This is a genomic window from Castellaniella hirudinis (assembly GCF_047468865.1).
GTDB classification, from domain to species: Bacteria; Pseudomonadota; Gammaproteobacteria; order Burkholderiales; family Burkholderiaceae_B; genus Castellaniella; species Castellaniella hirudinis_A.
Map to the genome: position 1 here is coordinate 65,140 of NZ_JBLGTV010000006.1, position 14,161 is coordinate 79,300.

Sequence of the window (14,161 nt, forward strand, 5' to 3'; positions counted from 1 at the left end):
GGGCCCGCCAGCCATTTCTTGCATTTTTATGAACAGGATACCCATGATGAACATTCCCGATGATCGCCCTTACGATCTGGCCTGCCTGGGCCGTCTGGCGGTCGATCTGTATGCCCAGCAGTTTGGCGCCCGCCTGGAGGATGTCGCCAGTTTCGCCAAATACTTGGGCGGCAGTTCGGCCAATATTGCTTTCGGGGCGGCTCGATTAGGCTTGCGCACGGCGATGATTTCCCGTGTGGGGGATGAACAGATGGGCCGTTTCCTCCTGGAAACACTGCAGCGCGAAGGCTGCGATGTTTCCCAGGTGCAGGTCGATCCCCACCGCCTGACGGCTTTGGCCCTGCTCGGCCTGAAAGATCGGGATACCTTTCCCTTGATCTTCTATCGTGAAAATTGCGCCGATATGGCCCTTGATGCGGCACAGATTGATGCGCGGTTCATCGCGCAGTGCCGGGCATTGCTGGTAACGGGCACGCATCTCAGCACGCCGGGTGTGCGCGCCGCCTCGGTTGCGGCGCTTGACTACGCGCAGGCGCATGGCGTGTTGCGTGTGCTTGACATTGATTATCGGCCCGTTCTATGGGGGTTGACGCCCCGTGGCGATGGTGAAAACCGCTTTGTCGCCAATGCGGATGTGACCCGGCAGTTGCAGGGCTTGTTGCCGCGGTTCGACCTGTTGATCGGCACCGAAGAAGAATTCCTGATTGCCGGCGGGGTGCCTGGCGATCTGCTGGCCTCGCTGCGGGCCGTGCGTGCCATTACCGGGGCTGGGTTGGTGGTCAAGCTGGGCCCCCGGGGCTGCTGCTATATCGACGGCGAGGTGCCGGGTCGCCTGGACGAGGCGATGACCGTGCCCGGCGAGGCGGTCGAAGTCCTGAACGTGCTGGGTGCCGGCGATGCGTTTGCGGCAGGCTTGTTGTCTGGCCTTCTGCGGCATCAGGATTTTTCTCAGGCGGCACGGATTGCCAATGCTTGCGGTGCGATCGTTGTGTCGCGTCATGCCTGCGCCCCGGCGATGCCGACGCAGGCGGAATTGCATCATTGGTTTTCAGGCCGTTGCCGGGCAAACCCCGGCGAGGATGACACGCTGTCCCATTTGCACCGCGTCAGTGTCAAACGCCCCGAATGGGATGCGCTGTGCGTGCTGGCTTTCGATCATCGGGCGCAGTTCTTTGAGCTGGCCCGCCAGGCGGGGGCTGATTCCGCACGCTTGCCCGACTTGAAAAAACTGCTGGTGCGCGCGGCCGAGTCCGTGGAATCCAGTCACCGCTTGCAGGGTCGTGTCGGCGTGCTGATTGATGAAAAATATGGGCTGGATGCGCTTGCCAGTGCCACCGGGCGTGGTTGGTGGATCGGGCGGCCTGTAGAACACCCTTTGTCCCGCCCTTTGGTCTTCGACGGCACGGCTTCCCTGGGTTCGCAGTTGGCGCGCTGGCCCCGCGAGCATACGGTCAAATGCTTGATTTACACCCATCCCGATGAGGCTTATGGCTTGCGGCTGGCCCAGGAATCCCGGTTGCGCGAACTCTGGGAGGCAACGCGGATCAGCGGTCATGAATTGCTGCTGGAGGTCATTACGCCCCCTTCGACGCTGCCTGTCCCGGGCACCGTAGCCGCCCGGGACGCGGCCATCCTGCGCACGGTCAAGCGTTTCTACAATCTGGGCTTCAAGCCCGAATGGTGGAAGCTTGCGCCCATGGCGCCTGCCGGCTGGCAGGCACTGGCGGATTTGATCCAGCAGCACGATCCTTACTGTCGCGGCGCGGTCATTCTTGGGCTGAACCAGCCGCTGGCGGATTTGGCGGCAAGCTTTGCGCAGGCCAGAAACCCGATCGTCAAAGGCTTTATGGTGGGCCGCACGCTTTGGGCCGCGCCGGCGGCGCAATGGCTTGCCCAAGAGATTGACGACGATGCGCTGATTCGCGGCGTGGCCGGCAACTTTGCCGCCCTGACCGACGCCTGGTTCGAGCGGCACGCCGCGGAAGTGGCCTGATCGCTTGGGCGGTAACCGATTTCGGAGAGATTGAATGCATACGCAAAGACTGACGCTGTCCCAGGCATTGGTTCGTCATCTGGCGGCGCTGAGGATCGAATTGGACGATGGCCAGATCGTGCCCTATGTTCGTGGCGTCTTTGCCATTTTTGGCCATGGCAATGTCTCGGGCCTGGGGGATGCCTTGTGGGCTGCCCGTGATGTCCTGCCGACGTGGCGCGCGCACAACGAGCAAGGCATGGCCAATGCGGCCGCAGCCTATGCCAAGGCCAGATTCCGGCAGCAGATCATGGCCGTGACCACGTCCATTGGGCCCGGGGCGACCAATCTGGTAACCAGCGCGGCGCTGGCCCACGTCAATCGGCTGCCTATGCTGTTGTTGCCGGGGGATGTGTTTGCCAGCCGCCGCCCTGATCCGGTGCTGCAGCAGCTGGAATCCTTTGATCAGGGGGATATTTCGGTCAATGACTGCCTGCGGCCGGTGACGCGCTATTTCGATCGTATCCAAAGGTCGGAGCAAATTCTGGCGGCTTTGCCCCATGCCATTCATGTCCTGACCGATCCTGCCGCCTGCGGCCCGGTTTGCCTGGCGTTGCCGCAGGACGTGCAGACCGAGGCCTTTGATTGTCCGCAAGATTTTCTTCACCCGGCGCCGTTGCGTTTGCGGCGGCCCGCCCCGGATCCGGAAGTTCTGCATGGCGCGCTCAAGCGGTTGCGCCATGCGAAACGTCCGCTGATTATTGCGGGAGGCGGCGTCCTGTACAGCCAGGCCTGGGCGGCGCTGGCCGACCTGGCGTCTGCCTATGGTATTCCCGTCGCCGAGACTCAAGCCGGCAAGGGAAGCCTGGCCTGGGATGACCCCATGAATCTGGGCGCCATCGGGGTGACGGGGTCGCCCGCGGCCAATAGCCTGGTTGCCGATGCGGATCTGATCATTGCCGTGGGCACGCGGTTGCAGGATTTCACGACGGGCTCGAATAGCCTGTTTGCCCATGTCCCCTTGCTTGGGCTGAACGTCCAGCCGCTGGATGCCGCCAAGCGCAAAGCCTTTTCTGTCGTGGCGGATGCTCGCAGCGCGCTGGAGCGCATTGCCGCCGGCCTGACGGGTTGGCGGCCCGATGGCGCATGGACCCAACGCGCCCGGGAAGCCGCCGCCCGGTGGAATGCCGGTGTCGATGCCCTGACGGCGGCGCAGCCGCCGGTGGGTGTGCTGCCCTATGACGCCGAGGTCATTGGCGCCGTCCAGGCCAGCCTGGCCGAGTCGGCGGAACACGATATCGTCGTGTGCGCGGCCGGCACCTTGCCGGCGGAATTGCACAAGCTCTGGCGCACCCGCACCCCGGGTGGCTATCACATGGAATACGGTTATTCCACGATGGGGTACGAAATCGCGGGCGGCCTGGGGGTCAAGATTGCCCATCCAGAGCGCGAAGTCATTGTGATGGTCGGCGATGGTTCTTATCTGATGCTGAATTCCGAGATTGCGACTTCGGTTCAGATGGGCCGCAAGCTCATTATCGTGGTGCTGGACAATCAAGGGTATGGGTGCATCCATCGTTTGCAGCAGGCCAGTGGCGGCCCGCGCTTCAATAATCTGCTGGCGGATTGCATTGCCGACGGCGGCGCGCCGGCCAATATCGACCTGGCGGCCCACGCGGCAAGCCTGGGTGCCCAGGCCTGCCGCGTGGCCGATGTGCCGGCGCTTCGGCGCGCCATGGCCGCTGCGCGCGCGGCATCGCTTACCCAGGTGATTGTCATCAACACGACGCCCGAGCGGACAACCGATGAGGGGGGCTGCTGGTGGGACGTGCCCATTCCTGAAGTCACCGAGCGCACGGCGGTCGCGGCAGCCCGCGCGCGCTATGTGCAGAACAAGCAAAAGCAAGGCGATTGATTGCGCCGTCTTCTTCAATTGATTCGACAAGGCTGTTATGAAACCCTGGAATGTCCGTATTGGTATCAATCCCATCTCGTGGATGAATGATGATCTGCCCGCGCTGGGGGGCGACACGCCACTGGATACCGCGTTGTCCGAGGGCGCGGAGATCGGTTACGCCGGCTTCGAGCTTGGCAATAAGTTTCCCCAGGAATCCCAGGCATTGGGTGCGAAACTTGCCCAATTCGGGCTGGTTTGCGTGTCTGGGTGGTATTCCGGCCATCTTGCCGAAGGGACTCTGGACGAAGAAGTGTCCCGTTGCCGGGCGCACATGGAAAAGCTGCGCGACAACGGGTGCAAGGTCGTCGTTTACGGAGAAGTCTCGGGATCCATTCAGGGCCGCCAGGATACGCCGCTGTCGCAGCGGCCGCGCTTCATCAGCCTTGCGCAATGGAAAGCCTATGCGCAACGCCTGGATGCGTTCGGTGCGCATTTGAAGACAGACTATGGCATTGCCTTGGCGTATCACCACCACATGGGCGCCTATGTCGAGTCGCCGGAAGACATCGACCAGTTGATGGCTTTGACAAATCCAGACAGCGTTGGCCTGTTGTTCGACACCGGCCACGCGTTTTTTGGCGGCGCCCACGATCCGGCGTCTTTGCTGCGCAGGCACCTCGACCGGGTCATCCATGTGCATTGCAAAGATGTGCGTTCCAGTCTTGTCCAGCAGGCGCGCAATGAAGGCTGGTCTTTCCTGGGGGCTGTGCTCAACGGGGCGTTTACCGTCCCGGGGGACGGCGATCTGGACTTCGATGCCATCTTGCATTTACTGCGGGCCAATGGCTACGAAGGGTGGCTGGTTGTCGAAGCCGAACAAGACCCCGCCGTGGCGCCCAGCTACCGCTATGCGAAAAAAGGCTACGAAACGCTGCGTGCCCTTGTCGAGCGGATCAATACCAGGGAGGCATGAGATGGCCTATTCACCTTTGCTTATCAAGGCGGCCGCCGGGCGCACCATTGTGGATGTGACGCCAGAACGCGCAGGCTGGACGTACACCGGCTTTCGGGCCATCCGGCTGGCGGCCGGCGAGGCCGAGCCGCTCGACACCGGACACCGCGAACTCTGCGTGGTGGTCTTGCGGGGCCAGATTGATCTGAGGATCGAGGGCCGGATGTATTCCGCCTTGGGAACCCGGGATAGCGTTTTCGAGGATCAGGCGCCCGCCGCCGTTTATGTGCCCGCGGGCCGCCATCTCGAACTGCGGGCGACGCGGGATGCCGAGATCGCGCTTTGTTCCGCCCCTTCCGATACGCGTGAACGGCTTGTGCGTGTCCTGGATCCGGCGGCCATGAAGCGCTCGACCCGGGGAAAGGGAAGCAATCAGCGGCATATCTGCGATATTTTGCCGCACACGGATCCGACCGCGGCGCATCTGCTGGTTGTCGAGGTGGTGACGCCGGCGGGCCATTCATCCAGTTATCCGCCGCATAAGCATGATCAACACATCGAGGGGCAGGAAACACAGCTGGAGGAGACCTATTACCATCGGCTCGATCCGGCCCAGGGTTTCGCTTTCCAACGGGTCTATACAGATGACCGCAGCCTCGATGAAGCCATTGTCATAGAAAATCACGATACGGTCATGGTGCCGCGCGGCTACCATCCGGTCGTGGCGCCGCATGGCTACGATCTTTATTATTTGAACGTCATGGCGGGGCCGCAGAGAAACTGGGTGTTCAAAAATGATCCACGGCATGAGTGGCTACTGAAAGCGTAGGCCGCCGGTTCATGAATATTATTCATAAAGCAAGTCAACACAAGGACTTTTCCATGAAGCAAGTCGCGTTATTTGGTGCGGGCCGCATCGGCGGCATCCATGCCGCCAATCTGGCTGGTTTGCCTGGTGTTCAGCTTAAATACATCAGCGATCCCTTTGCCGAGGCGGCGCGGCGGCTTGCTGAAAAATACGGGGCCCGCGCGGACGCGCACCCCGACGCAATTTTCCAGGATCCGGCGGTCAGCGCCATCATCATCGGTACGCCCACGACGACGCACAGCGCCTTGATCCAGCAGGCGGCAGCGGCCGGCAAGCATATCTTTTGTGAAAAACCAGTCGATCTTTCAACCGCCCGCGCCCAGGAGTGCGCCGAAGCGGTTGCCAAAGCTGGGGTGGCCTGCATGATCGGTTTTCAACGCCGCTTCGATCCAAGTTTCAGCGAAGCCAAGCGGCGTTTGGATGACGGCGAGATCGGCACGCCGGAAATGCTGGTGATTACCAGCCGGGATTGCGCCCCGCCCCCGATAGATTACATCCGCAGTTCGGGGGGGATTTTTCGTGACATGCTGATTCATGATTTTGACGTATTCCGCTGGATACTTGGCGATGAGGCCGTTTGGCTGAGTGCAACAGGCGCCAGTCTGGTCGACCCGGCGATCGGGCGGGCAGGGGATGTCGACAGCGTCGTGGTGTCGCTTCGTACCCGTTCGGGCCGCCTCTGCCAGATCAACGCTTCGCGGCGTGCCGCCTATGGCTATGACCAGCGCTTTGAAGTGCTGGGATCCGCCGGCCTGCTGGCTTGCGAGAATCTGCGCCCTACCGCCGTATGCCAGATGGATGCGCGGGGTGTGCATCTCGATAAGCCCGAGCATTTTTTCCTGCAACGCTACCGCGAGGCGTATCGGCTGGAAATAGAGCACTTTTTTCAGCAGTTGGAAACCGGTGCCTCTTTTCGAACCGGCATCGCCGATGGCGTGGCGGCACAGCGCTTGGCCGATGCGGCTGCGCGATCCCTGGCCAGTGGCCAGGCCGTCGTTTTTGATTGATTCCTGTCGTTCATCATGGTTCATTATGGTTAAGACAAACACTTCTTTGCGTGTCGGTATTGTCGGTTTGGGCCGACTGGGGCGTCGGCATGCCGCCAATATTGCCCAGCATATCCCCGGCGCAACACTGTGTCGGGCCTGCAGTGCGGACGAACAGGATCGGCATTACGCTTGCGACATACTGGGGGTTCCTGATTTTGATACGGATTTCGACGCCGTGCTGAATGACCGGACGCTGGACGCGGTTGTCCTGGCGACCCCCACGGCCTTGCATGCGGATCAAGTGATCGCGGTGTTGCAAGCGGGCAAACACGTCTTTGTCGAGAAACCGCTGGCGCTGGACATGGCGGCGTGCCAGCGGGTGCTGGCGGTTGGCCGACAGCACCCTGAACAGGTCGCCATGGTGGGGTTCGTGCGCCGATTCGATCTCAGCTATCAGAACGCGCAGCGGCAGTTGGCGTCCGGGGTGCTGGGCCGGCCTTTCCTGGTGCGCTCACAGACTTGCGACCGCAATGATCCTTCAGGGTTTTTTGTCGATTATGCCGGCCAGTCGGGCGGCATTTTCATGGACTGCAGTGTGCATGACATTGATCTTGCCAGATGGCTGCTGGGCGGGCCGAAAGCGACGCGCGCCTTTGCGACCGGGACAATTGCCGTGCATACAGGGCTGCAGCCTTATCATGATGTGGATAACGGACTGGCGATCGTCGAATTCCAGGATGGTTCACGTGCCGTATTCTATGCCTCCCGCACTTTTGCGCATGGCCACGAAACACAAACAGAAGTGATTGCCACAGAAGGCAAGCTCTTGGTCGGCCATGGGGCTGCCAGCGATCGGGTGGTGGTCAGCGACGCATATGGTGTGCGCTATCAATCCACCGCCGATTTCTACGAACGCTTCGCCGATGCGTTTTTAAGGGAAATGCAGCATTTTGTGGATGCTTGCCGTGGCGAACATCCGGTGGCGCTGACGCTGGACGACGCGAGCGAAGCCACGCGGATCGGCCTGGCCATCACGCAGTCGCTGTCCAGCGGCCAGCCGGTCGATCTGTGATGCAGGCCCCCCAGACCCCCCCGCCGGCCAGCCCGGATCAATTGTTGAGCGAAGTGACGCTGCAATATCCTCGGCTCAGTCGGCAGCTCAAGCAGATCGCCCGGTTTATCGAAGCCAATAGCGAACGGCTTGGGCTCATGGGCATTCAGGATGTCGCCCATGCCTGCGAGGTACAGCCCTCGGCGGTTGTCCGGTTCGCCAAACATTTTGGTTTCTCGGGATTTTCGGAAATGCAGCGGTTGTTTCGTGATGCGATCGCCCAGCATGTTGCGCCCTGGCGCAATTACCAAGCCCGTATCCGCGGCGTCATTGATCAAAACGACCCCATGGGCAGCGGCGAGATTTCCCGCGCCTTTTTGGAAGGCAGCATCGTTGGCATGGAACGACTGCGGGACATGCTGGACGAGTCCAGCCTGACGCGCGCCGTTGATTTGTTATTTGAAGCCGATACGATCTGGCTGGTGGGGGTGCGCCGATCTTTTTCGGTGGTCGCCTATCTGAGCTATGCCTTGCAGCATACCAATAAGCGCATCCAGCTCGTGACCGGCCTGGGTAGCCAGCAAGCCAGTCAGTTGCGTTCACTCAGGCCGGGCGATGTGATGCTGGCGGTGTCTTTCACGCCATATGCGACGGAAACCCAGGACATCGTCGATCAGGCGCTTGAAAATGGCGCAAAACTGGTGGCCATTACGGACAGCCGATTGAATGCCCTGTCCAGCCGGGCCAGCGCCACGCTGACAGTCCAGGAAGCGGAAATTTTCGGTTTTCGTGCGCTGACATGCACCCTTTGCCTGGCCCAGAGCCTGTTTGTCGCATTGTCCTACCGGTTGGAGCTGGCGCAGGACCCGAAGTAAGCCATCGCACCGCCGCCAAGCCATTCACCTCCCCAGCAAGCCATCCAACTGCACCGCATCCGCCGTGAAAACCCGAATCCCCTCGGCCAGTTTTTCCGTCGCCATGGCATCCTGATTCAGCTGCGTGCGGAACGTGACCTCGTTGCTGGCCAGCCATTCGGGCGCATTCGCCTTCGCGTCCTCGACCGTCAGGCAGGCGGGCAGCGGATCGGTGGATGCCGCCAGTTCGCCCAGCAGCGCCGGGCTGATCGTCAGCAGATCGCAGCCCGCCAGCGCCCGAATCTGGCCGATATTGCGGAAACTGGCCCCCATGATCTGAGTGGGCAGATCGTAGGCCTTGAAATAACGATAAATGCGGGCCACCGACTGCACCCCGGGATCATTCCCCCCCGTGTGCGCCGCTTCATCCCACTGGCTGCCCGCCGCTTTTTTGACCCAATCGTAAATACGCCCCACAAACGGCGAAATCAGCGTGACCTTGGCCTGGGCGCAGGCAATCGCCTGCGTCAGGGAAAACAGCAGCGTCAGATTGCACTGGATGCCCTCGGCTTGCAGCACCCGGGCCGCCTGGATGCCTTCCCAGGTGGCGGCCAGTTTGATCAGCACCCGTTCGCGGCCGATGCCCACGGATTCATACAGGCCGATGATCTGGCGGGCGCGCTCGATGCTGGCCTGGGTATCGAAGGACAGGCGGGCATCGACCTCGGTGGAAACCCGGCCCGGCACAATGGCCAGGATTTCGCGGCCGAACGCCACCAGCAGGCGGTCGACCTGCTCGGCCAGGGGGGCGGCGGGGTAGTCGCGCAGCACCTGATCCAGCAGCGGCCGGTAGGCGTCCTGCTGCACGGCCTTGAGGATCAGCGACGGATTGGTGGTGGCGTCCGTGGGCCGGTACGCCCGCATGGTTTCAAAATCGCCCGTGTCGGCGACAACGGTGGTCAGTGCGCGCAAGGCGTCGAGTTGGTGGGTCATGAAGGCTGAGACCTTGGCGAAAGCAGTTGAAAAGACTTACTTTAGACCATTTTGCAGAAGAAAATTGGCAGGCGAAACCGGGTGGTCATGAGGAAAAACCCTGATCGGGCTGTATAATAGGAAGGTTTATATATCGACTTTACAACCGGGGTACATTTTGCTGTCGTCCATATTTCCAGAGGGGCCCGCAGGGCATGTTCCAGCAATTCTCGCCTTGGCTGATGGTACTGTATTTCGGGGCGTTTCCATCGGCGCCGACGGATACACCGTCGCCGAGATCGTCTTCAACACCGCCATGACCGGCTACCAGGAAATCCTGACCGACCCCAGCTACAACGGCCAAATCGTCACGCTCACCTATCCCCACATCGGCAACACCGGCGTCAATGGCGAAGACGTCGAATCCAACCACGTGCACGCCGCCGGCCTGGTCGTGCGCGATTGCCCGGCCCTGATGTCCAATTTCCGGGCCCGGCAATCGCTGCCCGAATACCTCAAAGCCCAGGGCATCGTGGCCATCGCGGACATCGACACCCGCAAACTCACCCGCATCCTGCGCGAACGCGGCGCCCAGGGGGCCTGCATCCTGGTGGGCGACGACGTGGCCCGCGCCGTGGAATTCGCCCAGGGCTTCGGCGGCATGGAGGGCCAGGATCTGGCCCTGAAGGTCACCACCCCCAAGGCCGGCGCCTGGGTGCAGGGCACCTGGCAGCTGGGGCAGGGCTTCCGCCGCCAGGAAAACGCCCAATACCACGTGGTGGCCTACGACTACGGCATCAAGACCAACATCCTGCGCCTGCTGGCCGACCGCGGCTGCCGCATCACGCTGGTGCCCGCCACCACGCCGGTGGCCGACATCCTGGCGCAAAACCCGGACGGCGTGTTCCTGTCCAACGGCCCCGGCGACCCCGCCGCCTGCCAGTATGCGGTGGACACCTGCCAGGCCGTGCTGGATCGCGGGATTCCTCTGTTCGGCATTTGCCTGGGCCAGCAAGTGCTGGGCCTGACCCTGGGCGGGCGCACCCTGAAAATGAAAACCGGCCACCATGGGGCCAATCACCCGGTGCAGGACCTGGACACGGGCCGCGTGTTCATCACCAGCCAGAACCATGGCTTCACCGTGGACGGCGACAGCCTGCCCGCCAATGCGCGCATCACGCACAAGTCCCTGTTCGACGGCACCCTGCAGGGCTTCGAGCTCACCGACAAGCCCGTGTTCTGCTTCCAGGGCCACCCCGAAGCCAGCCCCGGCCCGCACGACATCCTGGTGCTGTTCGACAAATTCATCGACCTGATGGCCCAGCACAAAGCCCAGTCCAAATAACCGATATCGTCATCCCATGCCAAAGCGTACAGACATCAAAAGCATTCTCATCATCGGGGCGGGCCCCATCATCATCGGCCAGGCCTGTGAATTCGATTATTCCGGGGCGCAGGCCTGCAAGGCCCTGAAGGCCGATGGCTTTCGCACCATTCTGGTCAACAGCAACCCCGCCACCATCATGACGGACCCGGAAACGGCCGACGTCACCTACATCGAACCCATCACCTGGCAGGCGCTCGAAAAAATCATCGAAACCGAAAAACCGGACGCCGTGCTGCCCACCATGGGCGGGCAGACCGCGCTCAACTGCGCCCTGGATCTGGATCGTGAAGGCGTGCTGGCCAGGCACGGGGTCGAACTCATCGGCGCCAATGCGGCGGCCATCGAAAAGGCCGAAGACCGGCTGAAGTTCAAGGACGCCATGACCGCCATCGGGCTGGAATCCGCCAAATCCGGCGTGGCCCACAGCATGGACGAAGCCTGGGCGGTGCAAAAACGCATCGCCGCCGAGATCGGCACGTCCGGCTTCCCGGCGGTGATCCGCCCCAGCTTCACGCTGGGGGGCACGGGCGGCGGCATCGCCTACAACGCCGAAGAATTCGAGACCATCTGCCGTCGCGGCCTGGAAGCCTCGCCCACGCGCGAACTCCTGATCGAAGAATCCCTGCTGGGCTGGAAAGAATTCGAGATGGAAGTGGTGCGCGACAGCGCGGACAACTGCATCATCGTCTGCGCCATCGAAAACCTTGATCCCATGGGCGTGCACACGGGGGATTCCATCACCGTGGCCCCCGCGCAGACGCTGACGGACAAGGAATACCAGATCATGCGCAACGCCTCCATCGCGGTGCTGCGCGAAATCGGCGTGGATACGGGCGGGTCGAACGTGCAGTTCGCCGTCAATCCCGCCAATGGCCGCATGATCGTCATCGAGATGAATCCGCGCGTGTCGCGTTCCTCGGCCCTGGCCTCTAAAGCCACGGGCTTTCCCATTGCCAAGGTCGCGGCGCGGCTGGCCGTGGGCTATACGCTGGATGAACTGCGCAACGAAATCACCGGCGGGGCCACCCCGGCGTCCTTCGAGCCCACCCTGGACTACGTCGTCGTCAAGGTGCCGCGCTTCGCCTTTGAAAAATTCCCCCAGGCCGATTCCCGCCTGACCACGCAAATGAAGGCGGTGGGCGAAGTCATGGCGATTGGCCGCACCTTCCAGGAAGCCTTCCAGAAGGCGCTGCGCGGGCTGGAAGTCGGTGTCGATGGCCTGAACCAGAAAACCACCGACCGCGAACGCCTGCAGATCGAGCTGGGCGAGCCCGGCCCCGAACGCATCTGGTACGTGGGCGACGCCTTTGCCCAGGGTTTCAGTCTGGACGAAGTCCACCAGCTGACCAAGATCGACCCCTGGTTCCTGGCGCAGATCAAGGAAATCGTCGATATCGAGCTGGCCCTGGAACAGCACACGCTGTCCGAGCTGGACGACGACACCATGCGCCGCCTGAAGCGTCGGGGCTTTTCCGACCGCCGCCTGGCGTTCTTGCTGGACACCACCGAAGCGGAAGTGCGCAAGCTGCGCCACCAGATGAATGTGCGCCCGGTGTACAAGCGCGTGGATACCTGCGCGGCTGAATTCGCCACCACCACGGCGTATATGTACTCCACCTACGAAGAAGAAGACGAGTCCGCGCCCACCGACCGCAAGAAGATCATTGTGCTGGGCGGCGGCCCCAACCGCATCGGGCAGGGCATCGAGTTCGACTACTGCTGCGTGCACGCCGCGCTGGCCCTGCGCGAGGACGGCTACGAGACCATCATGGTCAACTGCAACCCGGAGACAGTCTCCACCGACTACGACACGTCCGACCGCCTGTACTTCGAGCCGCTGACGCTCGAAGACGTGCTGGAGATCGTCCACAAGGAAAACCCGGTGGGGGTGATCGTGCAGTACGGCGGCCAGACGCCGCTCAAGCTGGCGCGCGCCCTGGAAGCCAACGGCGTGCCCATCATCGGCACCAGCCCGGACTCCATCGACGTGGCCGAAGACCGCGAACGCTTTCAAAAACTGCTGACCAAGCTGGGCCTGCGCCAGCCCGCCAACCGCACGGCCCGCACCGAAAGCGAAGCCCTGGCCCTGGCCGGCGAAATCGGCTATCCCCTGGTGGTGCGCCCCAGCTATGTGCTGGGCGGGCGCGCCATGGAGATCGTGCACGAACCGCAGGATCTCGAACGCTATATGCGCGAGGCGGTCAAAGTCAGCAACGATTCCCCCGTGCTGCTGGATCATTTCCTGAACAACGCCACCGAAGTGGACGTGGACTGCCTGGCCGATGGCGAACACGTCGTCGTGGGCGGTGTCATGGAACATATCGAACAGGCCGGCGTGCATTCGGGCGACTCGGCCTGCAGCCTGCCGCCGTATTCCCTGTCCCCCGAGATCGTGGACGAGATCAAGCGCCAGACGGCGCTGATGGCGCGCGCGCTCAACGTCAAGGGCCTGATGAACGTGCAGTTCGCCATCCAGGACGGCGATGTGTACGTGCTGGAAGTCAACCCGCGCGCCTCGCGCACCGTGCCCTATGTGTCCAAGGCCACCGGCCGCCAGCTGGCCAAGATCGCCGCCCGCGTGATGGCGGGCCGCACCCTGGCCCAGCAAGGCGTCACGGCCATTCCGGCCCCCGTGCATTATTGCGTCAAGGAAGCCGTCTTCCCCTTCGTGAAATTCCCCGGCGTGGACACCATCCTGGGGCCGGAAATGAAATCCACCGGCGAAGTCATGGGCGTGGGCGATACGTTTGGCGAAGCCTTCGTCAAATCCCAGATCGCCGCCGGGGCTTGGCTGCCCGAATCCGGCAAAGTCTTCATCAGCGTGCGCGCCCAGGACAAGCCGCGCGCGGTCGAAGTCGCCCGTGGCCTGGCGGGCCTGGGCTTCCAACTGATCGCCACCCGGGGCACGGCCGCCGTCATCGAGGCCGCCGGCCTGGCGGTGGAGGTCGTCAACAAGGTCACCGAAGGCCGTCCAAATATTGTGGACATGCTGAAAAACGGCGAGATCGCCATGGTGATCAATACCGTCGAAGAACGCCGCAACGCCATTGCCGATTCGCGCACCATCCGCACTCAGGCGCTGGCCAACCGGGTCACGTTCTTCACCACCATCGCGGGGGCGCGGGCGGCGGTCGAAGGCTTGCAGTATCTGCGTCACGGCGGCGGGCTGAAAGTCTACGCCCTGCAGGCCATGCACGCCGCCGTGGCGGGCTGACGCGC

General features: G+C 62.5%; 10 protein-coding genes. 9 read left to right on the top strand and 1 reads right to left on the bottom strand.

Features of this window, described 5'->3' with window-relative positions; genetic code table 11:
- Positions 1 to 37: 37 nt before the first annotated feature.
- Genes ACMHYJ_RS09420 through ACMHYJ_RS09450 form a run of 7 tightly spaced genes read left to right on the top strand, consistent with a single transcriptional unit; the run spans position 38 to position 8,604 of the window.
- On the top strand, positions 38 to 1,993 hold the full coding sequence (locus tag ACMHYJ_RS09420; RefSeq protein WP_414246031.1) for a bifunctional 5-dehydro-2-deoxygluconokinase/5-dehydro-2-deoxyphosphogluconate aldolase: 1,956 nt from the start codon (positions 38 to 40) through the stop codon (positions 1,991 to 1,993).
- A 34-nt stretch (positions 1,994 to 2,027) separates the two neighbouring features.
- Positions 2,028 to 3,887, top strand: a complete 1,860-nt coding sequence (gene iolD, locus ACMHYJ_RS09425) for a 3D-(3,5/4)-trihydroxycyclohexane-1,2-dione acylhydrolase (decyclizing) (RefSeq protein ID WP_414245920.1) — start codon at positions 2,028 to 2,030, stop codon at positions 3,885 to 3,887.
- A 37-nt stretch (positions 3,888 to 3,924) separates the two neighbouring features.
- The gene (iolE, locus tag ACMHYJ_RS09430) at positions 3,925 to 4,842 is read left to right on the top strand and encodes a myo-inosose-2 dehydratase (RefSeq protein WP_414245921.1); all 918 of its coding nucleotides are present in this window, start codon (positions 3,925 to 3,927) and stop codon (positions 4,840 to 4,842) included.
- A gap of 1 nt (position 4,843) precedes the next feature.
- Complete coding sequence (gene iolB, locus ACMHYJ_RS09435) at positions 4,844 to 5,650, top strand: 5-deoxy-glucuronate isomerase (protein WP_414245922.1); 807 nt, start codon at positions 4,844 to 4,846, stop codon at positions 5,648 to 5,650.
- A 53-nt stretch (positions 5,651 to 5,703) separates the two neighbouring features.
- Entirely contained in the window at positions 5,704 to 6,696 is a 993-nt protein-coding gene (iolG, locus tag ACMHYJ_RS09440) for an inositol 2-dehydrogenase (protein ID WP_414246032.1), read from the top strand.
- Between the two features lie 25 nt (positions 6,697 to 6,721).
- Positions 6,722 to 7,750 (top strand): Gfo/Idh/MocA family oxidoreductase, encoded by a 1,029-nt coding sequence (locus ACMHYJ_RS09445; protein WP_414246033.1) that lies wholly within the window; start codon positions 6,722 to 6,724, stop codon positions 7,748 to 7,750.
- Positions 7,750 to 8,604, top strand: a complete 855-nt coding sequence (locus ACMHYJ_RS09450; protein ID WP_414245923.1) for a MurR/RpiR family transcriptional regulator — start codon at positions 7,750 to 7,752, stop codon at positions 8,602 to 8,604. The genes ACMHYJ_RS09445 and ACMHYJ_RS09450 overlap by 1 nt, the downstream gene beginning before the upstream one ends.
- 24 nt (positions 8,605 to 8,628) lie before the next feature.
- On the opposite strand, the gene tal is transcribed toward ACMHYJ_RS09450, so the two are convergent.
- On the bottom strand, positions 8,629 to 9,576 hold the full coding sequence (gene tal / locus ACMHYJ_RS09455) for a transaldolase (RefSeq protein WP_414245924.1): 948 nt from the start codon (positions 9,574 to 9,576) through the stop codon (positions 8,629 to 8,631).
- A 157-nt stretch (positions 9,577 to 9,733) separates the two neighbouring features.
- Between tal and carA the strand changes: the two genes are divergently transcribed.
- Both carA and carB read left to right on the top strand, forming a co-directional pair.
- Positions 9,734 to 10,900, top strand: coding sequence for a glutamine-hydrolyzing carbamoyl-phosphate synthase small subunit (carA, locus tag ACMHYJ_RS09460; protein ID WP_414245925.1), 1,167 nt, complete (start codon positions 9,734 to 9,736; stop codon positions 10,898 to 10,900).
- Positions 10,901 to 10,916: 16 nt separating this feature from the next.
- Positions 10,917 to 14,156: a carbamoyl-phosphate synthase large subunit gene (gene carB / locus ACMHYJ_RS09465; protein ID WP_414245926.1), complete on the top strand. Its 3,240-nt coding sequence runs from the start codon at positions 10,917 to 10,919 to the stop codon at positions 14,154 to 14,156.
- Positions 14,157 to 14,161: the final 5 nt, after the last annotated feature.

What these genes read in the sequence shown, in the direction of transcription:
- iolE (WP_414245921.1), top strand. Translation starts at nt 3,925, where the DNA reads ATGAAACCCTGGAATGTCCGTATTGGTATCAATCCCATCTCGTGGATG.
- ACMHYJ_RS09445 (WP_414246033.1), top strand. Translation starts at nt 6,722, where the DNA reads ATGGTTAAGACAAACACTTCTTTGCGTGTCGGTATTGTCGGTTTGGGC.
- iolB (WP_414245922.1), top strand. Translation starts at nt 4,844, where the DNA reads ATGGCCTATTCACCTTTGCTTATCAAGGCGGCCGCCGGGCGCACCATT.
- iolG (WP_414246032.1), top strand. Translation starts at nt 5,704, where the DNA reads ATGAAGCAAGTCGCGTTATTTGGTGCGGGCCGCATCGGCGGCATCCAT.
- carB (WP_414245926.1), top strand. Translation starts at nt 10,917, where the DNA reads ATGCCAAAGCGTACAGACATCAAAAGCATTCTCATCATCGGGGCGGGC.
- ACMHYJ_RS09450 (WP_414245923.1), top strand. Translation starts at nt 7,750, where the DNA reads ATGCAGGCCCCCCAGACCCCCCCGCCGGCCAGCCCGGATCAATTGTTG.
- iolD (WP_414245920.1), top strand. Translation starts at nt 2,028, where the DNA reads ATGCATACGCAAAGACTGACGCTGTCCCAGGCATTGGTTCGTCATCTG.
- tal (WP_414245924.1), bottom strand. Translation starts at nt 9,576, where the DNA reads ATGACCCACCAACTCGACGCCTTGCGCGCACTGACCACCGTTGTCGCC.